Source organism: Streptomyces sp. R35 (assembly GCF_041053035.1).
GTDB lineage: Bacteria > Actinomycetota > Actinomycetes > Streptomycetales > Streptomycetaceae > Streptomyces > Streptomyces lutosisoli.
This window is the reverse complement of sequence record NZ_CP163440.1, coordinates 8,503,658-8,529,417: the sequence shown is the minus strand read 5'-3', so window position 1 is coordinate 8,529,417 and position 25,760 is coordinate 8,503,658. Positions and strand designations below refer to the sequence as shown.

Annotated in this window: 20 protein-coding genes; 7 read left to right on the top strand and 13 right to left on the bottom strand. The window is 72.2% G+C overall.

Annotated features, from left to right (window positions below; translation table 11 throughout):
• Positions 1–57: 57 nt before the first annotated feature.
• Complete coding sequence (locus AB5J50_RS38355) at positions 58–867, bottom strand: Tat pathway signal sequence domain protein (RefSeq protein ID WP_327432611.1); 810 nt, start codon at positions 865–867, stop codon at positions 58–60.
• A gap of 178 nt (positions 868–1,045) precedes the next feature.
• Here AB5J50_RS38355 and glgX point away from each other — a divergent pair, with 178 nt between their 5' ends.
• A complete protein-coding gene (glgX, locus tag AB5J50_RS38350) occupies positions 1,046–3,154 on the top strand; it encodes a glycogen debranching protein GlgX (RefSeq protein WP_369263283.1) in 2,109 nt (702 codons plus the stop codon).
• On the opposite strand, the gene AB5J50_RS38345 is transcribed toward glgX, so the two are convergent.
• Positions 3,151–4,710: an MFS transporter gene (locus AB5J50_RS38345; protein ID WP_369263281.1), complete on the bottom strand. Its 1,560-nt coding sequence runs from the start codon at positions 4,708–4,710 to the stop codon at positions 3,151–3,153. The genes glgX and AB5J50_RS38345 overlap by 4 nt on opposite strands.
• A gap of 81 nt (positions 4,711–4,791) precedes the next feature.
• Here AB5J50_RS38345 and treY point away from each other — a divergent pair, with 81 nt between their 5' ends.
• Positions 4,792–7,254 (top strand): malto-oligosyltrehalose synthase, encoded by a 2,463-nt coding sequence (gene treY / locus AB5J50_RS38340; protein ID WP_369263279.1) that lies wholly within the window; start codon positions 4,792–4,794, stop codon positions 7,252–7,254.
• Here the strand turns inward: treY and AB5J50_RS38335 are convergent.
• A complete protein-coding gene (locus AB5J50_RS38335) occupies positions 7,214–8,500 on the bottom strand; it encodes a cytochrome P450 (protein ID WP_369263277.1) in 1,287 nt (428 codons plus the stop codon). The two genes, treY and AB5J50_RS38335, sit on opposite strands and share 41 nt — an antisense overlap.
• A 365-nt stretch (positions 8,501–8,865) precedes the next feature.
• Between AB5J50_RS38335 and AB5J50_RS38330 the strand changes: the two genes are divergently transcribed.
• Complete coding sequence (locus AB5J50_RS38330; protein ID WP_327432606.1) at positions 8,866–10,116, top strand: M14 family zinc carboxypeptidase; 1,251 nt, start codon at positions 8,866–8,868, stop codon at positions 10,114–10,116.
• Positions 10,117–10,137: 21 nt separating this feature from the next.
• On the opposite strand, the gene AB5J50_RS38325 is transcribed toward AB5J50_RS38330, so the two are convergent.
• The 3 genes from AB5J50_RS38325 to AB5J50_RS38315 form a co-directional block, all read right to left on the bottom strand.
• Positions 10,138–10,620: a subtilase-type protease inhibitor gene (locus tag AB5J50_RS38325; RefSeq protein WP_369263276.1), complete on the bottom strand. Its 483-nt coding sequence runs from the start codon at positions 10,618–10,620 to the stop codon at positions 10,138–10,140.
• A complete protein-coding gene (locus AB5J50_RS38320; RefSeq protein ID WP_369263275.1) occupies positions 10,617–11,942 on the bottom strand; it encodes a M14 family zinc carboxypeptidase in 1,326 nt (441 codons plus the stop codon). Before AB5J50_RS38320 ends, AB5J50_RS38325 begins: the two co-directional genes overlap by 4 nt.
• Positions 11,943–12,127: 185 nt before the next feature.
• On the bottom strand, positions 12,128–12,679 hold the full coding sequence (locus AB5J50_RS38315; protein ID WP_327432603.1) for a DUF1707 and FHA domain-containing protein: 552 nt from the start codon (positions 12,677–12,679) through the stop codon (positions 12,128–12,130).
• Positions 12,680–12,872: 193 nt separating this feature from the next.
• Between AB5J50_RS38315 and treZ the strand changes: the two genes are divergently transcribed.
• Positions 12,873–14,618, top strand: coding sequence for a malto-oligosyltrehalose trehalohydrolase (gene treZ / locus AB5J50_RS38310; RefSeq protein WP_369263273.1), 1,746 nt, complete (start codon positions 12,873–12,875; stop codon positions 14,616–14,618).
• A 28-nt stretch (positions 14,619–14,646) separates the two neighbouring features.
• On the opposite strand, the gene AB5J50_RS38305 is transcribed toward treZ, so the two are convergent.
• The 3 genes from AB5J50_RS38305 to AB5J50_RS38295 all read right to left on the bottom strand — a co-directional run bounded on the left by AB5J50_RS38305 (position 14,647) and on the right by AB5J50_RS38295 (position 17,493).
• On the bottom strand, positions 14,647–15,591 hold the full coding sequence (locus AB5J50_RS38305; RefSeq protein WP_369263271.1) for a phosphotransferase family protein: 945 nt from the start codon (positions 15,589–15,591) through the stop codon (positions 14,647–14,649).
• A 63-nt stretch (positions 15,592–15,654) separates the two neighbouring features.
• Complete coding sequence (locus AB5J50_RS38300; protein WP_369263269.1) at positions 15,655–16,776, bottom strand: aminopeptidase P family protein; 1,122 nt, start codon at positions 16,774–16,776, stop codon at positions 15,655–15,657.
• A gap of 93 nt (positions 16,777–16,869) precedes the next feature.
• A complete protein-coding gene (locus tag AB5J50_RS38295) occupies positions 16,870–17,493 on the bottom strand; it encodes a LysE family translocator (RefSeq protein ID WP_327432599.1) in 624 nt (207 codons plus the stop codon).
• A gap of 181 nt (positions 17,494–17,674) precedes the next feature.
• Here AB5J50_RS38295 and AB5J50_RS38290 point away from each other — a divergent pair, with 181 nt between their 5' ends.
• A complete protein-coding gene (locus AB5J50_RS38290; RefSeq protein WP_369265622.1) occupies positions 17,675–18,427 on the top strand; it encodes a metallophosphoesterase in 753 nt (250 codons plus the stop codon).
• A 74-nt stretch (positions 18,428–18,501) separates the two neighbouring features.
• Here AB5J50_RS38290 and AB5J50_RS38285 read toward each other — a convergent pair whose 3' ends face one another.
• Positions 18,502–19,113 carry a PDZ domain-containing protein gene (locus AB5J50_RS38285; protein ID WP_369263266.1) on the bottom strand — a complete coding sequence of 204 codons (612 nt, stop codon included), beginning with the start codon at positions 19,111–19,113 and terminating at the stop codon, positions 18,502–18,504.
• A 92-nt stretch (positions 19,114–19,205) separates the two neighbouring features.
• A complete protein-coding gene (locus AB5J50_RS38280) occupies positions 19,206–20,072 on the bottom strand; it encodes a LysR family transcriptional regulator (RefSeq protein ID WP_369265621.1) in 867 nt (288 codons plus the stop codon).
• Positions 20,073–20,167: 95 nt separating this feature from the next.
• Here AB5J50_RS38280 and AB5J50_RS38275 point away from each other — a divergent pair, with 95 nt between their 5' ends.
• Complete coding sequence (locus AB5J50_RS38275; RefSeq protein ID WP_369263264.1) at positions 20,168–20,941, top strand: hypothetical protein; 774 nt, start codon at positions 20,168–20,170, stop codon at positions 20,939–20,941.
• Between the two features lie 67 nt (positions 20,942–21,008).
• Positions 21,009–22,514, top strand: a complete 1,506-nt coding sequence (locus AB5J50_RS38270) for a hypothetical protein (RefSeq protein WP_369263262.1) — start codon at positions 21,009–21,011, stop codon at positions 22,512–22,514.
• On the opposite strand, the gene cyc2 is transcribed toward AB5J50_RS38270, so the two are convergent.
• Complete coding sequence (cyc2, locus tag AB5J50_RS38265) at positions 22,477–24,660, bottom strand: germacradienol/geosmin synthase Cyc2 (protein WP_369263261.1); 2,184 nt, start codon at positions 24,658–24,660, stop codon at positions 22,477–22,479. The two genes, AB5J50_RS38270 and cyc2, sit on opposite strands and share 38 nt — an antisense overlap.
• Before the next feature lie 235 nt (positions 24,661–24,895).
• A complete protein-coding gene (locus tag AB5J50_RS38260) occupies positions 24,896–25,759 on the bottom strand; it encodes a TIGR03619 family F420-dependent LLM class oxidoreductase (protein WP_369263259.1) in 864 nt (287 codons plus the stop codon).
• Position 25,760: the final 1 nt, after the last annotated feature.

The following is a 25,760-nucleotide window of genomic DNA, read 5'->3' as shown; positions in this document are numbered from 1 at the left end:
CTCCTTGCGGAAAGCAGGAAAGGGTGGGAGGTCAGATGAAGGTCGGAGAAGCGGCGCTCAGCCGAGCTTGCCGACCTTGCGGGCGCTCAGGTCGATGACCAGGTCACGGCTGTCGATCCAGGGCCCGTTCTTGACCTTCGGGAAGAGCCGTACGCAGCGGTGCTTGCCGCATGCGTCGAGAACGGCGGGCTGGGCGCCCGACGTCGCCCGGTAGACCATGCTGTTGAGCATCAGCTGGTCGGGCGAGGTCAGTTCCTTGCCGGTGGCGTCCTTGAAGTCCGCCTTCAGGCCCGCGCCGAGCGGGTCGGCGATCAGCAGCTTGGCGGCCTCGGTCATCTCGTCGCGGCTGATGGGCGGCTGGACGTCCCGCTGGGTGCCCGTCTGCTCGACCTTCCCGGTGTCGAGGTTGACGGTCTTGGTGACGAGGGTGTCGTTCTTGTAGTCGTAGAAGGACACGTCGGCACGCCTGGGCGCGTTCGGGTCGTCCAGTTCGTCCGTGTCGGGTTCGGCGAGGTTGAGGCTGACGCGCTGCGGGCCGCGCTTGCCCTCGACGTTCTCACTGGCGCTGAACGACTGCTGGTTCCGCGCGATCTGTTCGACCCGCTTCATCTCGTCGTCGGTCAGCGGGTCGCGGCCCTTGCCCTTCTGACCCTCGGCCGGCGCCTGCTCGACGACGCCCGGCTGCGCCGCGGCCTGCCCCTGCTGTCCGGCTTGCTGCGAGGTCCCGGTGCCGCCCTTGGTCCCGCCCGAGTCGTCGGCCCCCGCCGTGCCCGGCAGGGTGATTCCGACCATGACGGCCGTCCCGGCCACCGCGATGGCCGCACCTGCCACCACCTTGCCCAGATGGCGGTGCACTATCTTGCGCACATTTCCCCCTACTCCCCCTATGTCATCAGGAGTCGCTTGAGCCCCACTGGTTCGGCATACGGTGTATGCCTGGTCATCGGGTAAGAGGGACGTAAGTCATAGGAGGTTCCATCACTTTCGGGGAGACTCGGCTCGGAGTCGCCCCCAGGGGCACGGCACTACTGGAAGAGTCGTATCCATGCAGGTCTGGCCTGGAGAGGCATATCCACTCGGTGCCACGTACGACGGTGCCGGTACCAATTTCGCGGTCTTCTCGGAGGCCGCCGACCGTATCGAGCTGTGTCTGCTGCACGACGACGGCTCGGAGACGGCGGTGGAGCTGCGCGAGACCGACGCGTTCGTCCGGCACGCGTATCTGCCGGGGATCATGCCCGGACAGCGGTACGGCTTCCGGGTGCACGGGCGGTACGCGCCCGAGCGCGGGCAGCGCACCAACTCCGCGAAGCTGCTCCTCGATCCGTACGCGCGCGCCATCAGCGGCTCGGTCAAGTGGGGCGAGGAGGTGTACGGCTATCCCTTCGGAGCCCCCGACAAGCGCAATGACCTGGACTCGGCGCCGCACACCATGTCGGCGGTCGTGGTCAACCCGTACTTCGACTGGGGCGACGACCGGCGCCCGCGCACCGAGTACCACCACACGGTGATCTACGAGGCCCATGTGAAGGGCCTCACGATGCAGCATCCGGCGCTGCCCGACGAGCTGCGCGGCACCTACGCGGCGCTGGCACACCCGGCGATCATCGAACACCTGACGGAACTGGGCGTCACGGCGCTGGAGCTGATGCCCGTACACCAGTTCGTGCACGACCACCGTCTGGTGGAGATGGACCTCAGCAACTACTGGGGCTACAACACGATCGGCTTCTTCGCCCCGCACAACGCGTACGCCTCCTGGGGCGACCGCGGCCAGCAGGTCCTGGAGTTCAAGTCGGCGGTCCGGGCACTGCACGAGGCCGGCATCGAGGTCATCCTGGACGTCGTCTACAACCACACGGCCGAGGGCAACCACCTGGGCCCGACGCTGTCCTTCAGGGGCCTCGACAACGCCTCGTACTACCGACTCGCGGACGACCCCCGCTACTACATGGACACCACGGGGACCGGCAACTCCCTCCTGATGCGCTCCCCGCACGTGCTCCAGCTGATCATGGACTCGCTGCGCTACTGGGTCACCGAGATGCACGTCGACGGCTTCCGCTTCGATCTGGCCGCCACCCTCGCCCGCCAGTTCCACGAGGTGGACCGGCTGTCGTCGTTCTTCGACCTGGTGCAGCAGGACCCGGTGGTCTCCCAGGTGAAGCTGATCGCCGAGCCCTGGGACGTCGGCGAGGGCGGCTACCAGGTGGGCAATTTCCCGCCGCTGTGGACCGAGTGGAACGGCAAGTACCGCGACACCGTACGGGACATGTGGCGGGGCGAGCCGCGCACGCTGGCGGAGTTCGCGTCCCGGCTGACCGGCTCGTCGGACCTCTACCAGGACGACGGCCGCCGCCCTCTGGCGTCCATCAACTTCGTGACCTGCCACGACGGCTTCACCCTGCACGACCTCGTCGCGTACAACAACAAACACAACCAGGCCAACGGCGAGGACAACCGCGACGGCGAGAGCCACAACCGGTCCTGGAACTGCGGCGCCGAGGGCGACACCGACGACGAGACCGTACTGGCGCTTCGGGCGCGCCAGATGCGCAACTTCATCGCGACGCTGATGCTCTCCCAGGGCGTGCCCATGCTCAGCCACGGCGACGAGTTCGCACGCACCCAGGGGGGCAACAACAACGCGTACTGCCAGGACAGCGAGCTGGCCTGGGTGCCGTGGCCGGAGGGCGACTGCGAGCTGCTGGACTTCACGCGCGCGATGGTGTGGCTGCGGCGCGACCATCCGGTCTTCCGGCGGCGGCGCTTCTTCCACGGACGGCCGGTGCAGGGCACGCACGACGAGCTGTCCGACATCGCCTGGTTCACCCCGGAGGGCAAGGAGATGACCCAGCGCGACTGGGGCTCCGCGCAGGCGCGGGCGCTGTCCGTCTTCCTCAACGGCAACGCGATCTCCGAGCCGGGCCCGCGCGGGGAGCGCATCGCCGACGACTCCTTCCTCCTGATGTTCAACGCCTCACCGAAGCCGCTGGAGTTCCTGGTACCGGTCGACCACGGCCGGCAGTGGCAGGTCGTCGTCGACACGGCCCGCCCGGAGGGAGTGGCTCCGGGAACGGGCGCCAAGGTCGAGGCCGGCGACCGGCTGACGCTGATCGACCGGAGCATGACGGTGCTGCAGCGGCCTGCCTAGGAGGGCGTGTTCTCTTGGGGCACGCACGCGTGGGAATCGTCCTCCGTCTCCGTCTCCGTCTTTGTGTGCACGCGCGCGTGGAGGGTCTTTTCGGTTTCGGCGTACGTCGTCGGGCGTGCCGTCAGCGAGATGGCGCAGGCCAGCGCGGCGACCGCGCTCCCCACCGCGAACGCCGCGCCGGGGCCGTAGGACTCCGCCAGGCGTCCGGTGACGGCCACGGCGAGGGCCTGGCCTCCGACGATCGCACTCGTCGCGAAGGCCATCGCCTCGGCCAGCCGCGCCGGCGGCACGGCCCGCTCTGTGAGCCCGAACACGGTGATCAGATGCGGGGCGTACGCGACACCGAGGACGGTGACAACGGCGTACAGGCCCCACAGGCTGTCCGTCCAGAGCAGCGGCAGTGACAGGACGAGGGCCGCCGCGGTGGCCGCATGCCAGCGCGCTCGGAGCCCGACGCGTGCGGGCAGGGCGGCCATCGAGAGCCCCGCGACGGCGCTCATGACCCCCATCGCGGCGTACACGAGCCCGGCCTGGTCCGCCGCTCCCAGCCGCTCGGTGAGCGCGGTGATTCCGGCCTGGCAGGCGCCGAACATGGCGCCTTGGAGCGCGAGGGCGGCGCGCAGGGCGTGGACGGAGCGGGGGATGCGGGGAGCCGCAGAGAGGGCGGGGAGGGCGATGCGGGGGCGTGCGGCATTCACGTGCGCCCGCTTGCGAGCCGTGCGCGCGGAGCTCACGGCAGTGGCCGTGGGGTGCAGCGCGAAGCCTGTTCCGCACACGGCCACCAGGAGCGCCGCGGCGCCCAGCGCGTACGCCGGGTGCGCGAGCACCGCCGCGAGCCCCACGAGCGCCGGGCCCAGTACGAAGGAGATCTCGTCCAGGGTGCTTTCGAAGGAGAGGGCGGTGCTCACCGTGCGGTCGCCGGTGCCGGTGCCGCGGGCCAGGGCGACCACGCGGGCTCGGGCCAGCGGGCCGATGAGCGGCACGCTCGCTCCGGCGAGGGCGCCCAGCAGGGCGAGGGGCGCCGGGGCCAGATGGGTGAGCGCGCCCGTCACCAGGGCGGCGATCGCGAGGGCGTTGGCGAAGGAGAAGACGAGGACGACGGTGCGCTGGCCGTGCCGGTCCGCGAGGCGGCCCACGAGCGGCCCGCAGACGACCTGTCCGACGGCGAGCGCGCCACCGACCAGGCCCGCCGTGCCCAGCGAGCCACTCGTCCGCGCGACGAGCAGCACGCTGCCGAACTGGATCGTGGCGGTGGGCAGCCGTGCCAGGAAGGAGACGACGGGGAGCGCGGCGCCGGTGAGAGCGACGACGCGGCGGTAGGTGCCGAGGGTGCTGTGCGCACCGGGAGGCGGCGGGTCCGGGGGCGCGTTCGCGCCGCGACGCGCTCCGGGTGTTCCGTTCACGCCGTCGGTCGCGGCCGGCGTGTCGTCGATGCCGAGGGGCGTGTCGCCGGCACCGAGGGGCGCGTCGAGTACGGCGTGCGCCTCCTGTGCGCTGTTCGCGCCGTGCGCGCCCCGATCGACACCCCGCCTGCCGCCCCGCCCCGCGCTCCCCATCGTTCGACGTTAGCCACGCGCGCTTGCCCGTATGCATGCGTCGATGACACGAAAGACGGTGGGGCGGGTACGTAGGTTCGCATGACACCTGAGCGTCCCGACCCGGTGATTCCGGACTCGGTGGTCCCCGGCCCGGTGGTTCCCGCCGTGCCGACCGCCACGTACCGGCTGCAGTTGCAGCCGGAGTTCCCCTTCGGGGCCGCCGAGGCGGCCGTGCCGTATCTGGCCTCGCTCGGCGTCTCGCATCTGCACCTGTCGCCCGTCCTGGAGGCCGTCCCGGGCTCGATGCACGGCTACGACGTGGTGGACCACGCGCGCGTGCGGGCCGAACTGGGCGGCGAGGAGGGGCTGCGCTCCCTGGCGCGCACCGCGCGGGAGCACGGCCTGGGCCTCGTCGTGGACATCGTGCCGAACCACATGGCCATGGCCCCGCGCCACAACCGTCCCCTGTGGGAGGTGCTGCGCGAGGGCCCCGAGTCGCCCTACGCGCGATGGTTCGACATCGACTGGGACGCCCAGGACGGCCGGCTGCTGCTGCCGGTGCTCGGGGATCGGCTCGGCGCGGAAATCGACCACCTGAAGGTCGACGGCGACATACTGCGCTACTACGACCACGTGTTCCCGCTGCGTGAGGGCACCGCGAAGCTGCCGCTGCCGCAGCTCCTCGACGCGCAGTGGTACCGCCCGGCGTGGTGGCGGCTGGCCCGCACCGAGCTCAACTACCGCCGGTTCTTCAGCATCTCGGAGCTCATCGGAGTGCGCGTCGAGGACCCGGAGGTGTTCGCGGCGACCCACGCGAAGATCCTGGAGCTGCTCGACGACGGCGTGGTCGAGGGGCTGCGCATCGACCACCCGGACGGTCTCGCGGACCCGGACGCCTATCTGCGCCGCCTGCACGAAGCGACCGGAGGCCGCTGGACGGTGGTCGAGAAGATCCTCGCGGACGGCGAACCGCTGCCGGCCGCGTGGCCCGTCGCGGGCACCACCGGCTACGACGCGCTGCGGCACATCGACGGCCTGTTCACGGACCCGGCGGGCGCGGGCGAACTCCTCGGCCAGTACCGGCGGTTCGCGGCCCCCCAGGCCGACCGGGGCGGCCACTGGGAGTCGACGGTGCGCAGGGCGGCGTACAAGGTGGTCACGCACGAGCTGGCCACGGAGATCGACCGCCTCACCCGCGAGGCGAGCGAGGTGTGCGCCACGTCCGCGGACCCGGCGTCGCGCGATCACGCCCCCTGGGCCCTGGGCACCGCGCTGCGGGAACTCCTCGTACGCCTTGAGGTGTACCGGCCCTACCCCTCCACCGACGCCTCCCTGGTGGTGACCGAGGAGGCCGCCGACGAGGCCCGGGCGGTCTTCGCGGTGCCCGAGGAGGCACACGCCGTGGATGTCGTACGGGACCTGGTGACCGGGCGGGCCGGTGACAGGCCCGGACACGCGGAGTTCCGGGCCCGGTTCGCGCAGACCTCGTCCGCGCTGCGGGCCAAGTCCGTGGAGGACACCGCGTTCTACCGCTATGTGCCCCTCCTGTCGGCGAACGAGGTGGGCGGCGCCCCGGGCGGTCCGGCCGTGTCCCCGGAGGACTTCCACGCCTACTGCGCGCGCGTGCAGCGCGACTGGCCCGCCACCGGGACCGTCCTGTCGACGCACGACACGAAACGCAGCGCCGACGTACGCGCGGCCCTCTCGGTGCTCACCCAGTGCCCCGAGCGATGGGCCGACGTCCTGGCGGAGGTGACGCGCGACGGCACGGGTGTGCCCGACCCGCAGCTGGCGTGGGCCGCGTGGCAGACGGTGTTCGGACTCGGCCCGGCCTCCGAGGAGCGTGTCCAGGGAGCCCTGTTGAAGCATGTCAGGGAGGCCGGACTGCACACCGCCTGGACCGAGCGGAATCCCGCGTACGAGGACACGGTCGCGGCGTTCGTCGCCGAAGGTCCGTGCGGGGCGCCCGGACGGCGCGTGGCCGGCTTCCGGGCCTCCCTGACACCGCATGTGCGGGCGAACGTCCTGGGGGCCGCTCTGGTCCATCTGACGATGCCCGGGGTGCCGGACGTCTACCAGGGCACGGAGGGCGAGTACCTCGCACTGGTGGACCCGGACAACCGGCAGCCGTTCGAGCCGCAGGAGCCGGAGGAGTCTCACGAGACCCAGCAGCCCCAGGAGCCGCGAGGGCACCCCTCGGAGAAGGCCGCGCTGACCACGGCCGCGTTGCGACTGCGTGGGCGGCGCCCGGCCGTCTTCGGCGACTCGGCGACGTACGCGCCGCTGTCGGCAACGGGCCCGGGCGCCGCGCACTGTGTGGCGTTCGTGCGCTCCGGAGAGGTGGTCACGGCCGTCACGCGGATGTCGCTGCGGCTGGCCGACGCCGGCGGCTGGCGCGACACCCGGCTCGTGCTCCCCGAGGGGCGCTGGATCGATGTGCTCTCCCCAGAGCGGGAGTTCACCGGGCACGCGTGCGTGGAGGAGCTTTTCGAGCGGTTGCCCGTGGTGCTGCTGGAGCGGGTCAGCGCAGGCGCACCAGCAGGGTCCGGGGCGAGCGGCTGACCAGGCCCTCCGGAACGGGCCGGAAGCCAGGGGCCCAGCGGAGGTCGGGGAGGACGGTCAGCAGGGCGTCCAGACCGTGTTCCGCCGTGAGCCGGGCGAGCAGGGCGCCCGGGCAGAAGTGCCGTCCGGAGCCGTACGCGAGCTCTCCCGGGTCGGCGCGGAAGGCGTCATAGCGGTCCGGGTCGGCGAACCGTGCCGGGTCACGGCCCGCGGCACCCAGCAGACACGCCACGGTGGCGCCCTGGGGAATCGGACCCACGGGTTCGGCGGCCTGGCGCGCCACGACGTGGAGTGGCGGATCGCGGCGCAGCGACTCGGCCCAGGCACCGGCCGTCAGCGCGGGACGGGCACGGATCACCCCCAACTGGCCCGGGTGGTCGAGCAGATTGGCGAGGAACGACGCCAGCGCCCGTGCGGTCGCCTCGCCGCCGGCGCCCAGCAGTGTCCCGGCCAGCCCCGCCACGGCTTCGTCGGACAGCGGGCGCCCGTCCGCCCGGGCCGTGCACAGCGCGGACAGCAGGTCGGCGCCGGGGTGGGCGCGGCGGCGGGCGATGTACGGGCGGAGGAAGGATTCGAGTTCGGGGTGGTGGCCGCCCAGGTGGTCGAGGCCCGTACGGCACCACGCGTGCACGCGCGCGGTGTCCTCGTAGGGCAGCCCGAGTGCGGCTACGACCGCCGCGGTGGGCAGCCAGTGGCAGAACTCGGCAACGAGATCGGCTTCCCGGCGGGCGGTGAGGCGGCGGGCGAGGACGTACGCCGTGCGTGCGACACCGGCGGTCAGGGCGGCCAGCGCGCGCCCGCGGAACGCCGGGGAGACGAGGGCGCGGTGCGCGCTGTGCGTGCCGCCCTCCAGGTGGGTCAGGGTGCGTCCGGGTGGCGGAGCGACGAGCCGCGGGTCCGCGAGCGCGGCGCGCACATCGGCGTACCTGCTGACCAGCCAGGCACCGAACGGCTCGTCGTACACGAGCGGGTGGCGCTCACGGAGGGTCCGGTACAGCGGGTACGGGTCACGCTCGGTTCCGGGCGCGAGCAGGCTCGGCGGCACCGACGGGATCACGGGGTGCGGGCTCGGGGGCTCGAACCGGCTGAGCGGCGTGAAGGGGGTCTCCGGGGTGAGCGGGCTCGGCGGCGCGGACGGGTTCCGTGCTCCGGTGCCTGGGGGTGCCGACAGGAGCCGTACGGGCGGCGGGCCCGTCGGCGTGGCAGCGGGCGCGCCTTCGCCGGGAAGGCCGTGAGGACACAGCACCGCCGGCCTCCCACCTCGGATGTGCGCGCAGGACCCGCGCGCGGTTGTTCCCAGCCGACCACCGCGGCCTCCGGTCCGCAGTCCCCGTACACCCGTACGGGTGAATCGGACGCCACTCCGTGGGGCGCCTGTCCGTAGGGGCCCTCTTCGTAGAACCCCTCTCCGTAGGGCCATGAAACGTGCGGACGCGGCCTGTGGCGCATCCCCCCGCGCGGCCGACGGTGGATCCTCCCTCTGACGGTGCACACCCCCCTGCCAGCGGTAAATGCCACTAGGCGCCCCCTGGAGCCGCCCCGCCATCTCCTTGACAGTTCACCCAGTCCGTGGAGTACTGCCAAAAGCGACGCAGGGCGGACAAGTCGGGGGTGAGTCTCCTGCCGGAGTTGCGCTACCCCAGTGTGACCGAAATCGTCTCGTCCGCCCGGGCGTTGGCGGCTCACCGACCCGGCCTGTGCGTCCTCAGACAAGTGGGCGTCTCGCGCGCGGGCAGGCCCCTTCACCTGCTGTCCGTCGGCCACGCGCGGCGCGCGGTCCTCGTCGTGGCGGGCGCCCACGCGAACGAACCGACGGGCGGTTCGACCCTGCTGGCCCTGGCCGAACGTGCACTGCACGAGCGGGAGTTGCGGGCCGAGACCTCCTGGCATTTCCTGCTCTGCGCGGACCCGGACGGGGCGAGCCTCCATGTGACGCCGGCGCCGCGCACCCTGCTCGACTACCACCTGGGTTTCTTCCGTCCGGCCGGGCCCGAGCAGCCCGAGTGGTCGCCGTCCGTCCTGCCCCCCGACCGGCTGCCGCCGGAGACCCGCGCCCTGACCCGGGTCATCGACGAACTGCGGCCCTACCTCCAGGTGACGCTGCACGGAACCGATCTGGGCGGCAGCTGGGTGCAGCTGACCAAGGACATCCCGGGGCTCGCCGAGCCGTTCGCCAAGTCCGCGGCGGAGTTGCACATCCCGGTGGAGACGGCCGCGTCGGACGCCGCGGGCTGGCCCGCCTCCGGGCCCGGAGTGCATGTCATGCCGGCGCCCGGCTCGGACACGGCGTACCCGAGCATGCCCGACGACGCGCGGCACAGCACCTGGTACCACGCCCACCGTTACGGCGGTCTGACCGCCGTCGTCGAGGTGCCGATGTGGGCCAGCGACCTGGTGGACGATCCGGCGCCGCACCCCGCCCCGACGGCGGCGATGCGGCGCCTGGCACGCCGGCTGCTGCGTGACGCGCTCCAGGTGGAGGCGGTGCTCGCGGAGGCGCTGCCGAGGCTGCCGGGCCCCGACGGGCCGCTCCTGCGGGCCGCCAAGTGGGCGCTGGCACTGGTGCCCGGCCTCGCCGACGACTGGGTCCAGACACCGCCTCCGGACACGACGATGGCGTACGTCGGCAGTGTCGACGCGTTCGGCCGCCGGCTCCCGCTGCGGGCCGCCGCGATGCTGCTGCGTGTCCTTCAGGAGGCCGACGACCGCGAGGCGGCGCGTCTCGAACGCCTCGTGGCCGTCTGGAGCGACGCCTTCGCGGAACGGTTCCGCGCCCGCTGGGTGCCGCTGGAGCACCAGGTCGAGCACCAGGCCCGCACGGTGGTGGCGGCGGCCCGTCACGCGCGCGACAACGCGGCGTGAGGGCTGTCCCGAGCCTCAGCCCTACAGCGCGAACACCGCTCCCGTCTCGGCTCCCATCACGCAGGAGTTCGAGAACGTATGCCTGTACTCGACCCGGCGGCCGTCCCATACGCCCTGCGCCGAGGCGGTCACCGGGGCGTAGATCAGGGGGCACAGGACGTCCGCCCTGGGTGGGATCCGGTCGATGTCGCCCCCGGCGGCGCGGAGTTCCTCGCAGGCCTCCTCAGCCTGCGCGTGTCCCTGGGGCGGGTCGCAGAGCAGCAGGGTGCCGCGGGTGTCGCTGGACCGGGCGTCGCCGTGGGTGACGGTGAGGTAGAGCCCGTTGCCGGGGATCGACTCCTGGGCCGCCGCGTGGGCCGGGGCCGCACCCGTCGTGAGGAGCGCGACCGAGGCCAGCAGACCGGCACGTACCGCTCGAAGGGTCTTCGTCCTTCCGGGTGCGTTCGTCGATCCGGGTGCGTTCGTCGTTCCAGGTACGTTCGTCGATCCAGGTGCGTTCGTCATTCCTGATGCATCGGCACCGCGGCCTCCGAACCCCACCCGGACTCACCCGAACGGGAGCGCACCGGCGCGTGCCGCCCGGCGAGTTCGAACGCGGCGAGCACGACGCGCGCCTGGTACTCGACCTGGCGGGCGACCGGGATCCAGCGCGCCCCGCAGCCGTCGCGGTAGTCGGCGCACCACTCGTCGATGAGCCGGTCGAGCTCAGGCAGCACACCGTGCGGGTCGTGCCCGGAGCCGGTCACGAGCTGGTGCAGCAGCCCGGCCGTGCGCAGCGCGACCCGGCGTCCCGCGAGGCGCAGCGCCGTCAGGCGGGCCGTGTCGAGCGGGGGCAGGGGGCGCGCGTCGGGGTCGTATGTGTCGGGGTCCCACGAGTCGGCGAGCCCGGGGCCGACCAGTAAATAGTCGTCGACGGGCGCGAGGAGGCAGGCCACGTCCGGGGAGGTGCCGAGGCCGGTCCGCACGCGCGCGAGGATGCCCTCCAGGAGCCGTGTGTCGTGGCGCAGCGTACGGCTGACGGTGCGCAGCATCGCGTCGGCGTCGGCGGGCCGCGCGGGGTCCTCCACGGCCGCGACACCCCACATGGGGGCCTCGACGACGGCCGTCACCGTGCCGTAGGGGTGCGGGTGGAACCAGGTGGACTCGACCGCGGCCTCCGTGATGGCGGCGGCCAGGTCTCCCCTGTGGGGCGGCGGGATGCGGTAGACGGCGGGCCCGAGCATCGGCCAGTACAGGGTGTCGTACGGGCCGAGTTCTCGCGGGATGCCGAGGCGCGCGGCGGTGTGCGCGACGCGCTGGGCGAGCCCTGGCAGCTCGCGGGTCAGCTCGACGAAGGCGCCGCCGACGTCGACACCGTGCAGGGAGCACTGCAGGAAGGGCCGCAGTTCGTCCTGGAGGCCGAGGAGGGCGCGGGTCTCGGGCAGTACGGCGCCGTCCGCGCCCTCGGGCAGCCATTCGGGCTGTTCCAGGAAGCCGGGCCGGAAGAAGTGCCGGAAGTAGTGGCCGAGGGTGTACGGGCCCGACAGCCAGGCCTCGTTGCGGCGGGCGGCGTCGGGGTCGAGGCAGAGCAGCAGGTTCCAGGTGGCGTCCGCCCCCTCGGTCAACCGGGGGTCGGCGAGCGCCCGTTCGGCGAGGCGCAGGGCCGTGGCGCCGCCGACGGGTTCGTTGGCGTGCGGTCCGGCGACGACGAGGGCCTGGCGGCTGCCGTGTCCGACGGACAGGAGCAACAGGGGCGTGCCCGCCCGTGAGGTGCCGACGCGGCGCAGCCGGGCGTCCCGCGGACGGCGGGCGACGAGCGCGGCCGCACGGGCTCCCAGCTCGTCCACAGTCGGGTAGCGGAGGAGTGGCGGCAGGGCACACCTCCACCTATGTGGTGCCGTCGGTTCACCTGATGTGCATGGTGTAGGCACAGTCAGTCACGGCTCTTGGGGTACGTCAACACCATGGAACGTAAGGGATGTTGACGACGTCGGTGTGTGAAACCCAGGCCAAAGCTCGGTGGGGCCGTGGCTCAGTCGGACGCGAGGCGGAACATCATCCGCCCGAAGCCGATCTGGTCGCCGTCCTTGACGACGGCGGCGCCGATGACACGCCGTCCGTTGACCGTGGTGCCATTGGTCGAGCCGAGGTCGCGCAGCACCCACCGGCCGCCCTGCCGGCTCAGCTCGGCGTGCACCCGGGACACCGTCTCGTGGTTGAGCCGCAGTCCGCTGGCGGGGTCGCGGCCGATGCGCAGGGGGTACGGGCTGCCCGGGTGGGGCAGCTGAAGCTTCGGGAGACGCTCGGCCTGCCAGGCCCTGCGCAGCCGTACGGTGAAGCCGGAGACAGCCTCCACGGTGCCGAACACCAGCTTCGACCAGCGGCCCTCGGTGGGCAGGTCGGCGGTGAGCACGGCGAGTTCGTCCGGCCTGCGGGCGGCGAGCGCCAGCTCCATGCGGCGAATGAACGTGTCGTGCGAGAGGCGGCCGAGGGCGACGCCGTCACGGAGCGACTTGAGCGCCCGGTCGCGCTCCGCGTCGGACAGCCGCGCGGGGTACGTGTGGAACTCGAAAGACGACGTCACGCTCGTGATTGTCGGGCAGCGGGAGCGGGGTGTCCAGAAAACACGGAAACGGCCGCTGCCGCCGATCGGGCTGCCCCTACCGGCAAACGCGCGGCAAACACGCGGCAAAAGGGTGGATTCGAAAGCGAATTGATCTCCCGTGAAGCACCATGGACGGGCTACGTCACGGTGAGCTGACAAGGGGGAACCGTCTGTGCGGTTCGATGTGTGGGCACCGCAGGCCGACCGGGTGACGCTCCATTGCGCCGGCACCACGCGCGCGTTGGAGCGCGATCCGGAGCGAGCCGGGTGGTGGACGGGCGACGCGGCCGCGCAGGACGGGACGCGGTACGGGTTCGCGCTGGACGACGGGCCCGTGCTGCCCGATCCCCGTTCACGGCGACAGCCGGACGGCCCCGACGGGCTGAGCGCGGTGGTCGACCAGGCGCGCCATGCCTGGCGCACCGAGTGGGCGGGGCGCCCGCTGCCGGGCGCGGTCCTGTACGAGCTGCACGTGGGGACGTACACATCCGAGGGCACGCTGGACGCGGCCGCCGAGCGGCTCGGTCATCTCGCGGAACTGGGCGTCACACACGTCGAGTTGATGCCGCTGTGCCCGTTCCCGGGGCGGCACGGCTGGGGGTACGAGGGTGTGTCGCTGTGGGCGGTGCACGAGCCGTACGGCGGCCCCGAAGCGCTGAAGCGCTTTGTCGACCGGGCGCACGGGCTCGGTCTGGGCGTCGTACTCGATGTCGTGCACAACCACCTCGGGCCGTCCGGCAACCATCTGCCCGCGTTCGGGCCGTACTTCACGGACACCCATCAGACGCCCTGGGGCTCCGCCGTGAACCTGGACGCGCCCGGTTCGGACGAGGTGCGCACATTTCTCGTCGACAGCGCACTGGCGTGGCTGCGCGACTACCGGCTCGACGGGCTGCGCCTGGACGCGGTGCACGCGCTGCGCGACACGCGCGCGGTGCACTTCCTGGAGGAGTTGTCGACGGCCGTGGACACGCTCGCCGACGACCTCGGCCGGCCCCTGTTCCTGATCGCCGAATCGGATCTGAACGACCCTCGGCTCGTCACGCCCCGCGAGGAGGGTGGTCTCGGGCTGCACGCCCAGTGGAACGACGACTTCCACCACGCCCTGCACACCGCGCTGACCGGTGAGGCGCAGGGCTACTACGCGGACTTCGCACGGGCCCCGTTCGCGGCGCTCGCGAAAACGCTGACGTCCGGCTTCTTCCACGACGGCACGTACTCCAGCTTCCGTGGGCGACGCCATGGTCGGCCGCTCGACCGCACGCGTGTGTCGGCGCACCGCCTGCTCGGCTACGCCCAGACCCACGACCAGATCGGCAACCGCGCCCAGGGCGACCGGCTCTCGGCCTCCCTCTCCCCCGGGCTGCTGGCCTGCGCCGCCGCGCTGACACTCACCGCGCCCTTCACGCCGATGCTGTTCATGGGCGAGGAGTGGGCCGCGGGCACGCCCTGGCAGTTCTTCACCGACCATACCGATCCCGAGCTCGCGGAGGCCGTACGGCGGGGCAGGCGCCGGGAGTTCGCGGCGCACGGCTGGGCCGAGGAGGACGTCCCCGACCCGCAGGACCCGGCGACCCGGGACCGCTCCTGTCTCGACTGGTCGGAACCCGAAAAGGGACTCCACGCGCGCGTGCTGGCCTGGTACCGCGACCTGATCGCCCTGCGCCGCCGCCAGGCCGACCTCGCGGACCCCGATCTCGCGGCGGTCAGGGTCGCCCACGACGCGCAGGCCCGCTGGCTGGCTCTGCGGCGCGGTGACGTCCGGGTGGCCGTCAACCTCTCCAAGGCGACCGCGGCGATCCCCCTCGGCCTCCGCCACGCACGCGTGCTGGCCGCCTGGGAGCCGGTCGAAGCGCCGGGCGCGGACGGGGTGTTGAACGTGCCGGGCGAGTCGTGTGTGGTGCTGACCCAGGCGTAGGCGTTCGCGTAAACGCTTACGCAACCGTTTACGGCGCCTCGTCCGGCCCGCCCTCCCGCAGGTCGGTGACCCGTTCCAGCAGGATCGCCTCCCAGGCGCGGCGCAGCTGTGTCTCCAGCAGTGGGACGGGGCTGTCGTCGCGGCCCTGGAGGCGGTCGGCGAGGCGGATCACCGTGTCGCAGCGGGACAGCCACAGGCCGCGCAGACAGGGACGGGCGCCGTACCCGGCGAGCGTGGCGGCGCGTACGGCCGCGGGGGCGCCGACGGCGATCGCGAGCCCCGCGATGTCCTCGGCGGGGTCGCCGATCACCGTGCCGGTCCAGTCGAGGACGCCGCGCACCCGCCCGTCGGCGCTGACCACGAGGTGCTCGCCCTTGAGGTTGTGGTGCACGAGCACCGCGGCGCCGGGCTGCGCGGCGAGCTGGACGGCGGCGGGCGCGGTGAGCTGGGTGAGGAGCGCGGGGTCGAACTCGTCGGCGGCGGCGAGCTCCTCGGCGGCGTGTGCGGCGGCCGTCCGCAGCTCTTCCAGGGAGCGCGGCGCGGCGCGCGGGACGCCGAGCGACTCGGCCTGGCGTACGGGCACTTCGCGCAGTCCGGTGAGCAGTCCCGCGAGGTCGGCCTCGCCGACGGCCGAGACGTCCTGCTCCTCGCCGGAGGCGCCGGGCAGTCTTTTGTCGAGGGTGCAGCTCAGTCCGCTCGCCCATTCGCCCTGCGCGACGCTCACCGGGACCGCGATCCCGATGTGCGGGCGGATCAGGTCGCGCAGGCGCAGTTCGCGGCGCTGGCGTACGGAGGCCTCCCGGTCCTGGGCGAGCCGCAGCACATGGCGCGTGCCGACCCACCACGTGAAGTGCTCGCCGCCCTCGTGGACGGGCCGCACGTCGGGTCCCCCGCCCGCCGCGGCGGCGTCGGCGAGCAGCGAACGGACCAGCCGGCGGACGGTGTCCGCGGTCGGTGTCGGTGCCTGGGTCATGGTCGCGCCCTTGTCGTTCGGGGGCGTGGGCGGAGCTGCTGCCGCACGGTCGGGTCGTGCACGTCAGTCGACGATCACCAGCTCGCGGGAGGTGGTGTTGAGGCGGCGTCCGCCGTCCTCGGTCACCGTCACGATGTCCTCGATGCGCACCCCGAAGCGGCCGGGCAGATAGATGCCGGGCTCCACGGAGAAGCACATTCCGGGGACGAGGGGCTGTTGTTCGCCCTCGATCATGTACGGCGGTTCGTGGGTGGTGACGCCGATGCCGTGCCCGGTGCGGTGGATGAAGTAGTCGCCGTACCCGGCCTCGGTGATGACCGCGCGGGCCGCGCGGTCGACGTCCTGGCAGGCGGCACCGGGCCGCACCGCACGGAAACCGGCCTCCTGGGCGGCGCGCACGATGTCGTGCACCTTGCGCTCCTCGTCGTCCGGTTCGCCGACGTGAACCGTGCGGGAGGTGTCGGAGCCGTAGCCCTCCTTGAGGCCGCCGAAGTCCAGGACGACCATGTCGCCGCGCTCGATGACACGGTCGTCGGCCTCGTGGTGCGGGTTGGCGCCGTTGGGGCCCGAGGCGACGATGGTGAAGTCGACCTGGGAGTGCCCGAACCGCCGCAGCAGACCGGCGACGTCGGCGGCCACGTCGGTCTCCCTGCGGCCGGCGAAGGGAACCTTCCGGATCTCCTCGAACGTTGCGTCCGCGGCCGCCCCGGCGGCCGCCAACCGCTCCAGTTCCGCCGTGTCCTTCACGGCCCGCAGCATGGGCAGGGCCTCGGTGAGGGCGGTGTAGCGGGTGTCCGGCAGCCGCTTCTGGAGGCCGAGCAGGTGCAGGGCCCAGGCGTTGTCGCTGACTCCGAAGCGGCCGGCACGGTCGAGGAGGGACGCGGCCGCCTCGTACGGGTCCTTGCCGTCGGTCCAGTCGCGCAGCGTCAGCGCGGGCGCGCCGACCGCCTTGGCCGCGTCGGGGGCCTCCAGGGTGGGCACGACGAGGACAGGGTCCTGTCCGGCCCTCAGCACCAGCAGGGTGAGCCGCTCGGTCTCCACCGGCCGATAGCCCGTCAGCCACACCAGGTCGGGCCCGGGCGCGACCAGGACGCCGTCGAGCCCGGCGTCCGCGGCGGCCTCGGCCGCGCGCCGCATACGGGCCTCGTAGTCACCGGCCGTGAAGGGCGCGGGCGTGCCGGTCATGCATGCCTCCGTCTGTCCGGAGTTCCCCAGGGGGCTACGGGCAGCATCCTGCCCTTCCGATGAGGCACGCGCGAGCCGGTTACCCTCGCCGCGTCAGCTCTCCAGGGCTAGGCGGGCGCCCAGGAGGAGCAGTACACCTCCGGAGACCTGCTCCAGTCGTCGGCGGACACCGGTCCGGGACAGTACGGCCTTCATGCGGCCGACGAACCACACGTACAGGCCGTAGTAGCCGACCTCGTAGACAGCCCAGAGCGCGGCGAGGCCGACCATGGCGGGCAGCTGCGGGGCGCCCTCCGGCACGAACTGCGGCAGGAAGGACATCGCGAAGATGGCCGCCTTCGGGTTCGCGAGGTTGAGCAGCAGCCCGCCCCGATAGGAGGCCCAGCCGCTCTTCTCCGCGCCCTCCCAGCCACCGCCGTCCACGGCCCCCTTGGAGCGGCGGGCCTGCCACAGCGTCTGGACACCGAAGCCGACGAGTACGACGGCGCCGACGATCCGCATGACGTCGTACGCCATCTCGGAGGCGGCGAGCAGTGCGGTGAGGCCGAACGCGGCGACGACGCCCCAGATGAAGACCCCGGTCTCGTTGCCGAGCACGGTCAGAAAGCCGGACCGCCGACTGCGCAGCGACTGCTTGATGATCAGCACGGTGCTCGGGCCGGGTGAGGCCGCGATCAGGGTGCAGGCCCCGAGGAAGGCGAGAAGGGTGCTCAGCATGCGGCCATCGTGGCGTGCCGCCTTTCGGGCGCCAACCCCTTTTCGGCTGCGGCGGCCGGCCCGTTCCGGTTTCGCGCGGCGTGACCCTTTCCGGCCCAGCCGACCTAACGGTTGAGCGTTGCCTTGCCGTTAGTTCTAATGCTTAGATTGGCATGTTCCATTAAGCAACGAGGGGATGAGCATGCTCGTACTGGCGCACATCAGCGACCTTCATCTGGACGGGACCGAACGGGCCACTGAGCGGGCCGAGTGCGTGCGCGACCGGCTGTGGGAGCTGCCCGGGAAGGTGGACGCACTGCTGGTGACCGGGGACATCGCGGATCACGGCGCGGAGGCGGAGTACGAGGAGGCGGCCCGCATGCTCGGGCTGCGCGACGGCGGGGCCCCCTTCCCCGTACTCACCTGCCCGGGCAACCACGACAGCCGTGCGCCCTACCGCAAGGCACTGCTCGGACAACCCGCGGCCGAGGGGCCGGTCAACAGCGTCCACGTCTTCGACGAGGCGGCCGTGCTGATGTGCGACTCCAGCATTCCGGGCCGGGACGAGGGGGAGTTCGACAAGGAGACGTACGCCTGGATCGAGGCGACGCTCGACGAACTGGACGGCAGCCTTCCGGCGCTGCTCGCCTTCCACCACCCGCCGGTCGCACTGCACCACCCGTTGCCGGACGCGTACCAGCTGAGCCAACCGTCTTCCCTGGCCGCGCTGTTGGAACGCAGGCCCGAGGTCGCCGGGCTCATCACCGGTCACGCACACACGCCCGCGGCGACCACCTTCGCCGGACGGCCGCTCGTCGTCGGCCCCGGTGTGACGTGGACGCTTCGGCTGCCGTGGGAGGGCGAGGGTGCCGCGGACCGGGATGCTCCTCCTGGGTACGCGTTCCATGTGCTGGACGACGAGCAACGGCTCACGAGCCACTTCAGGGTCGCCTGAAGGGGCGGGGGAACGGCCTCTTGAAGAGGTCCCCGAACGCGAGGAACTCCCGAGAGCAAGGAAGCCGTCCTCTCTCAGGTCACGACTCCGGGGACCGCGGACAGTTGCTGACGACCGCCGTTCGCGTGCCGCACGGTGAGGGTGACGGTGCGTCCGGGACGCGCGGCGGCGACGGCCCCCGCCAGGTCGGCGGCCGATGCGATCCGGCTCCCGCCGAAGGCGATCAGGACATCACCGCGGACCAGTCCCGCGGTGTAGCCCGGGCCGGGCACGTGGACACCGACGACGAGTGCGCCCGCGTCCTTGACGGCATCGACGGCCTCGACCCCGAGGGTTGCCCGCACGGGCTCCTCCGGGGAAGTCGGACCGCCCGCGCCGGGCGCCGACTTGGAGTCACCGGCCTGGGGCGCGCCGGAGGTCCGCGCCGGTTTACCCGCCGCTCCTTGCTCCGCGGCCTGTCTCTGAAGGTCCGCCAGCTTGCTCATGCCGATCACGGTGGCGCCCACGGTGCCGAGTCCGACGCCCGACAGGACCAGCACCGTCCCGACGAAGAGGCTGAACAGCAGAGTCATCAACCGTTTGCCGCGGCGCCGCGCGGCATGCGGGCGCCGGGGGCTGCCGGACGGACGGCCGCCGCCCGGCTCCTGACCGGGCATCGGCTTGGGACGCAACGCGGTCTGTTCCATGGGTCGCCTCCGGCAGATGCTCTACGGACCGCCTCCGGCTCTTGCTCTACCCGGCGCCCCGGCGCGCGACGATTCACGAACGAGTGAGACTGTCAAACGCGTTCGAGAAGCCTGTCCGCCATCGTCGCCGCCGCTCCCCGCAGCGATGCGCCGTGCACCAGCTCGACGCGGTGTACGACACGTGGCGCCACGAGCGGGACGGCCACCGCTCCGGGCACGCCGGCGGCCGCCGTACGCGGCAGCAGGGTCAAGCCGTGTCCCGCGGCGGCCAGCGCGGTGAGGGTGCGGAGGTCGGTGCCCTCATAGCGCAGGGCCGGGCGGAAGCCGCCGCTGCCGTTCGCGGCACGGAGGTGGGCCAGCGGCAGGCCCGCGCCGGGGGCGTCCAGCCAGCGGGCGTCGACCAGGTCGCCGAGACGCAGTCCCGTGCGCCGGGCGAGCGGATGGGCCTGCGGCAGCAGTACGCAGACCGGCTCCTCGCCCGCGCCGTGCGTGGTCAGCGGCGCCACGTCGGGCAGCCGGAGGGGGTCGCTCGGCGCGGCGAGACCGTCGACGAGGCCCAGGTCCGCGGTTCCGGTGGCGACCTCCGCGGGGATCTCGTCGCGGGCCAGCACCCGCAGGGTCACGCCGGCGGCGGGGAGCGCCGCGAGAGTACGCGGTCCGAGCGCGGTCGGCGCGACGGCGAGCGTCAGCCCGTGCTCGGGTGCTGCCGCCATCCGGGCGACGTCGGCGCGGGCCGCGTCCAGGCGCAGCAGCAGCGGTCCCGCGTGTTCGAGGAGCCGCTCGCCCGCCGCGGTCGGCGTGACGGGGCGCCGGGTGAGCAGCGGCGTGCCGAGGTCCTGCTCCAGCGCGGCGATGTGCTGGGACACGGCGGACTGGGTGTAGCCGAGCTCGCGCGCGGCCTCCGAGAAGGACGCGAGCCGCGCCACGGTGACGTACGTACGCAGGAGATGCGGGTCCATGCGCTCCAGGATGCCGCACGTCATCAGTGTTGCTTATCGAGGATGCAGAAATCATCGTTGGACGTGAACAACGGGGCGCGCCCAGGATGAACGGCATGACCACGAACACCGCGAACGCTTCCATGAACGACGTCACCGCAGGCTCAGCGCGGACCGCCCGTATCGCCCTGGTCGGCGACCGCTCCCCGAACGTCGTCTCGCACACCCGCATCCCGCTCCTGCTCGACGCGCTCGCCGCCCGCGACCGGATCGTCCTGGACGCCTACTGGATCCCGTCCGAGGACGCCGAGGACGAGGAGGCGGTACGCGGCTTCGACGCCGTATGGGTACTGCCCGGCAGCCCGTACCGCAGCGAGGCGGGAGTACTCACGGCGGCCCGCACCGCGCGCGAGGACGGCATCCCGTTCCTCGGCACGTGCGGCGGCTTCCAGCACGCGCTCCTCGAATACGCCCGCAACGTGTGCGGTCTCACGAAGGTCGCGCACGCCGAGAACGACCCCGACGCCGACGACCTCCTCATCGAGCCGCTCGCCTGCTCCCTCGTGGGCCACGAGGCCACGGTCATTGTCGAACCGGGCTCGCTCGCCCAGTCGGTGATCGGCTCCGAGCGGACGGTCGAGCGCTACTTCTGCGCGTACGGGCCCTCCCGCCACCTCGACACCCTGCGCGCGCACGGGCTGCGCTTCAGCGGGCACGACGAGGACGGGCACGTCCGGATCGCCGAACTTCCCGGCCACCCCTTCTACTTGGCCACCCTCTTCCAGCCGGAGCTGTCCGGGGACGGCTCGCGTCCGCATCCGATCGTGCGGGCGCTGGCCCGAGCCGCCGTGGCCCACGCGGCCGGTGCGCGACAGAGCCTGCCGGTGTGACCCTCACGACCGCCGCGTCCGGGTGCGAACTCCGCCGTTGTCAGTGGCGGCTGTTACTTTCTGTGAGATGACCGATCACGCCCTGCGGCTGCTCCAGAAGAACCCTCACCTGGCCGAACTGGCCGCGTTCCCCTTCAACTTCGACCTGGACCGCGCGGACCACGTCGAAGACGTCAGGCTGGCCTCGGACGGCCCGCTGAAGCCGATAGCGGGGGACGACACGGGCGGTACGTATTTCGTGTGCGCGGACGGTTCCGTGCTGTACGCCGATTCCGAGGGCTCGGCCGGGATCATCGGGGACAGTGTCGACGAGGCGCTGGAGATCCTGGTCGGACTGCCCGGCTGGCACGACTGCCTGGGGCTCGCGCCGAGCGACGGCGAGGAGAAGATCCTCGCGGAGATCGCCGAGACGGAGGAGGAGATCCGGGAGCACTACGGGATCGACGCCGAGCGGGACGAACTCCGGGCGGCGCTGGGGCTGCCCGTGCGATCGCCGGTGGAGCTGATCGGCAGGCTGCACGCCGCCCTGCTGCGCACCGAGCCCGAGTTCCTGCTGCTCAACGCGGAGGAGGGCGGGGCCTACGCCCTCCTCGACCGGCACCCCCGCCCGCCACTGTGGGAGACGGTTCTCGCACCGGGCCGTGCCGATCTGGCGCTGCTGCGGGAAGGCTCGTCGTGGGACGAGGTGGCCCGGGACGGGGGGCGCCGCGCGCTCGCCCTGCGCGCCGCCCAGTACGACCGCCGGGACACCGACCTGGCACTGCTGCGCCACCTGCTGAAGCACGAGGCGGAGGCGTCGATGACCGACGAACTGCGGATCGCCGCCGTCCTGGTGGGGCTGCACGGCCTCGCCGAGGACCTGCCGCTGCTGTACGAGGTCCGCGAGACGACGTACGACACCTGGTGCGGTCTCGGCGGCATGCCGGAGCCGGGGGCGAGCGGTGAGGAACTGCGGGAGTGGGCTCTGGGGCTCGACGACTCGCTCTTCGGCACCGACCCTTCGGACGAGCCGCTGTCCACCTGGACCGGCATGGCGCTCGAACAGGGGATGGTCGAGTTGGCCCGCACCGCCCTGATCCGCCTGCTGGACGACATCGACCTCGGGGGGTGTCGCTACGACCGATTGCCGCCGGAGAGACGAGCCGCGCACCCGCTCCGCACACTGCCCTACGCGTTCGAGGAGTTGGGCGACTCCTTCCAGGCCCTGCGCGCCCAGCGCCTCTACTCGCGCCTCCAGGACACCGCGCAGGACCGCGTCTCGGCACTCCTGACCCTCGCCCGGATGGAGCGGGAGGGGCATCAACTCCGGGAAGCCGTACGCACCTTGGCGCGGTTGCGCGACACACTGGCCAAGCCCGCCGATGACACCCTGCGGCACTGGCGCGGCACCAACCTGGGTGCGTACATCGTCGAGGAGCACCACGAGGTGGTCCGCGCCGCCTCGGCCGACGCGAGCCTCGCCGAGGACGTCCGCGAGGTCACCCGGGCCGCCGCGGAGATCCTCGCGGAACTTTCCGAAGCGGCCCGGGCGAGCGTCAGACAGCGGCCGATACCGGAGTCCCCGGCCGGCTGAACGGCAGCGCGGGCACCCTGTCCGGTACGAAGCCGTGGGCGCGCCGCGCCAGGTCCGCCGCGCCGTAGCGGTGGCAGTCCTGGTGCCACTTCAAGATCCCGGACAGCCAGTGCTGCAGCTCCACGACATAGCCCTCCATGATCCCGCGCACTTCCGCCGAGAGCTTGAAGTCCTCGTACAGGATGGGCAGTTCATGGGCGGCGACGTGCTGGAACTGCTGCATGCGCTGGGTCATGAGGTCGTGGATGATGCCGAGCGCGGTCGGGTAGTCGCAGCCGAAGAAGTTCTGCACGACGAGGATGCCGTTGTGGACCTCGCCCTCGTACTCGATCTCCTTCTGGTACGAGAAGACGTCGTTCATGAGCATCGCGTAGTCCATGGCCGCGTTCTCCAGCGAGCGGACGGGACCGCTGCGGTAGATCTCGGGCGGAACCTTCCGGCCGTGGCTCAGGCGGCACAGGCTCATGGTGAGCTCGGAGCCGAAGGTGGCGCGGCGCATCTCCAGGTAGTCGACGGGGTCGGGGATGCGGTGCTGGATCTGGTTGGACAGCTCCCACAGCCAGCTCTCCGTCATCACATCGACCGCGGCCCGGAACTGGCGTCGCTCGTCCGGGGTCATCCCCGCGGCCGTGCGCTGCCAGAGGTCGATGAGGCCGCGCTCCATGCCGTTGACCGGGACGGGGACCTCCTCGTCGTCGATGGGCATGCAGGCCGAGAGGCGCGCGGTGACCAGCTTGGCGGTGGCCAGGTCGCGACGGTTGCCGAAGACGAGCGGGTAGTAGTCGTCGCCGTAGGTGCCCCAGGCCAGCCACTGGGAGCTGACGTCGAGGTCCTCCGGTGTCGCGTCCGGGTGAATGCCGGCCGCGCACAACGGCAGGTCGTAGGCGGCGAGTTTGTCCTCGTCCCAGACGCCCTCCTGGAGCATGCCCATGGCGTGCATCCAGCCGGTGAGACGGTCGCGGGCGCCCGGCAGATGCGGGCTGAGCGTCACCTCGAACGGCATGTAGAAGTCGGGGAGTTGAGAGGGACCGACCTTCTGGAAGGGAACATGGGTGTACGAGCGCAGCCGCTCCGCACCGGCCGCCGACAGCAGGGCACCGATGTCGACGGCGGACGTGCCGAACGCGGCGACGCCGAAGGGCCGCTCCGCCTCCAGAGCCCCCTCGTTCATATAGCGGCTGGAACGCATGTGCCACTCGTGGCCGCCCGACTGCCAGTCCTGCAGGCCCCGCGTGTACGCGGCGACCGCGGCGACCTCGTCCGGGGCGAGGCCCTTCTCCACGGCCAGCGCGGGTACTTCGGTCAGGGCCGTGTGCTCGAACTGGTGGAGCCGCGAGGTGAGGATGTCGTTGACGGTCTCGGCGGCCTCCTGGGTGGTGCAGCCGAAGAAGGTCTCCAGGACGAGGATGCCGTTGCTGAGCTCGCCCTCGTCCTCGACCTCCCGCTGGTAGGAGAAGAGGTCGTTGCGCAGGTGCACACCGTCGGAGAAGGTCTCCATGAGCACCCGCAAGGGCCTGGCATCGGCGACGGAGGCGGGTACTTCGGAGGTCGCGTACTCGACGAGCCCCGCCGACCAGGGGGCGCCGCCCACCTTGCGGCGCATCTCGATGTACTCGACGGGGTTGGCGATCCGCCCTTCGTTGATGTTGGAGAGCTCCCACAGCGACTCGTTCAGCAGATGCTCGGTGGAGACGGCGAACCGCTCGCGCCACGCCATCGACATCGAGGGCACCGTACGAGCCCACAGATCGGCGAGGCCCGCCTCGACCGGATTCTCCGGCTCCGGTACGGGAGTCGAGAGGTCCAGCGGCATGAAGAGGGGCAGCCGGTCCAGGTAGGCCTTGCCGCCGTCGCGGTCCTGGCTGCGCTTGAAGGTCTCCAGGAAGTGGTCGTCGAAGAAGAAGACCCACACGTACCAGTCGGTGATGAGGGAGAGCGCGGGCCCGTCGCAGTCGGGGTGCGTGTACGCGCACAGCAGCCCGTAGTCGTGCGCGTCGAGGTCGGACTGTTCCCAGATGCCGGAGCCCTCCAGCATGCCCATTCCGCGGGCCCACTCGACGGAATGGGCCCGCGCCTCGTCGAGATGCGGGTTCAGCCGCGCGGGATACGGCATGTAGAAGTGCGGGAGTTCGAACGGCTGCGTCATGGCCGGGGCCCTACCCAGGGCCCTCCGGCGACATCCACGAGCCGGGACATGATCACACCATCGCGTGAATCGATGCCAAAGGCACACGCGAAGGCCGGCTGTAGGGGCAACGGCCGCTGGTCCTTTGGCTGCGGGTGGGTGGGGGCTGGTCGTGCAGTTCCCCGCGCCCCTGAAAGATTGCGCAGCTCCCAGGGATGGGACGGGTAGGGGCGGCGGAGGCGAAAAAGCGGGCCGCTCAGTCGGCGGGAGCCGTCAGTAGCAGTTCTTGTGCCGTCCACTCCAGGGCGTCCGGGAGTGCCTCCGTGGCTACCGGGAACCAGAGCGAGCAGGAGGAGAGGCCGGCCGCCTCCAGCTGGGCGAGTTCGTGGCGGATGCTGTCGGCGGTGGCCCGTTCGCCGCCGAGGGGGCGCCACGGGAGGTCCACCGCGGGGCGGAAACCCGGGGGCAGCAGCAGCGTGCCCGCGGTCAGTGTCAGGGTGTCCGGGTCCCGGCCGGCCTCCTTGCCGAGCGCCGCGAGCCGTTCCCGTACGGCGGTCAGGGTGTCCGTGTCGACCGCCGAACCGTGCCATCCGTCGCCGTACCGCAGCGCCCTGCGCAGGGCGGCGTCGCTCTGGCCGCCGATCCACACGTCGGGGCCGCCGGCGGTGCGCGGCCGTACGCCCAGCCGCATTCCCTCGGCCCGGTCCTCCCACAACTCCCTGATGGTGGCCAGCTGTTCGTCCAGCCGCTTGCCGCGCCCGCCGAACGGCGCCCCCGCGGCGGCGAACTCCGCCGTGTCCCAGCCGGTGCCGACGCCGAGGGTGAAGCGGCCGCGCGAGAGGCGGTCGAGGGTGGCGGCCTGGTGGGCGACGACGACGGGGTTGTAGAGCGGCAGGATCAGGACGCTGGTCACCACCCGGATCCGTTCCGTCGCGCCCGCGATCGCCGACAGCAGCACCAGCGGGTCCGGAGTCACCCCCAGGTCACCAGCGAGAAGGTGGCTCCCGGCGATGAGGTGGTCGAAACCCAGACGCTCGGCGGTCCGGGCGGTCTCCAGGACCCCGTCGAGCTCGCTCTCCCGCCCGGGCCACAGCCGGTGCGGGCCCACTCCGATACGCATC

What these genes read in the sequence shown, in the direction of transcription:
- glgX (WP_369263283.1), top strand. Translation starts at nt 1,046, where the DNA reads ATGCAGGTCTGGCCTGGAGAGGCATATCCACTCGGTGCCACGTACGAC.
- AB5J50_RS38345 (WP_369263281.1), bottom strand. Translation starts at nt 4,710, where the DNA reads ATGGGGAGCGCGGGGCGGGGCGGCAGGCGGGGTGTCGATCGGGGCGCG.
- treY (WP_369263279.1), top strand. Translation starts at nt 4,792, where the DNA reads ATGACACCTGAGCGTCCCGACCCGGTGATTCCGGACTCGGTGGTCCCC.
- AB5J50_RS38325 (WP_369263276.1), bottom strand. Translation starts at nt 10,620, where the DNA reads ATGACGAACGCACCTGGATCGACGAACGTACCTGGAACGACGAACGCA.
- AB5J50_RS38305 (WP_369263271.1), bottom strand. Translation starts at nt 15,591, where the DNA reads ATGACCCAGGCACCGACACCGACCGCGGACACCGTCCGCCGGCTGGTC.
- AB5J50_RS38300 (WP_369263269.1), bottom strand. Translation starts at nt 16,776, where the DNA reads ATGACCGGCACGCCCGCGCCCTTCACGGCCGGTGACTACGAGGCCCGT.
- AB5J50_RS38295 (WP_327432599.1), bottom strand. Translation starts at nt 17,493, where the DNA reads ATGCTGAGCACCCTTCTCGCCTTCCTCGGGGCCTGCACCCTGATCGCG.
- AB5J50_RS38290 (WP_369265622.1), top strand. Translation starts at nt 17,675, where the DNA reads ATGCTCGTACTGGCGCACATCAGCGACCTTCATCTGGACGGGACCGAA.
- AB5J50_RS38285 (WP_369263266.1), bottom strand. Translation starts at nt 19,113, where the DNA reads ATGGAACAGACCGCGTTGCGTCCCAAGCCGATGCCCGGTCAGGAGCCG.
- AB5J50_RS38280 (WP_369265621.1), bottom strand. Translation starts at nt 20,072, where the DNA reads ATGGACCCGCATCTCCTGCGTACGTACGTCACCGTGGCGCGGCTCGCG.
- AB5J50_RS38275 (WP_369263264.1), top strand. Translation starts at nt 20,168, where the DNA reads ATGACCACGAACACCGCGAACGCTTCCATGAACGACGTCACCGCAGGC.
- AB5J50_RS38270 (WP_369263262.1), top strand. Translation starts at nt 21,009, where the DNA reads ATGACCGATCACGCCCTGCGGCTGCTCCAGAAGAACCCTCACCTGGCC.
- cyc2 (WP_369263261.1), bottom strand. Translation starts at nt 24,660, where the DNA reads ATGACGCAGCCGTTCGAACTCCCGCACTTCTACATGCCGTATCCCGCG.
- AB5J50_RS38260 (WP_369263259.1), bottom strand. Translation starts at nt 25,759, where the DNA reads ATGCGTATCGGAGTGGGCCCGCACCGGCTGTGGCCCGGGCGGGAGAGC.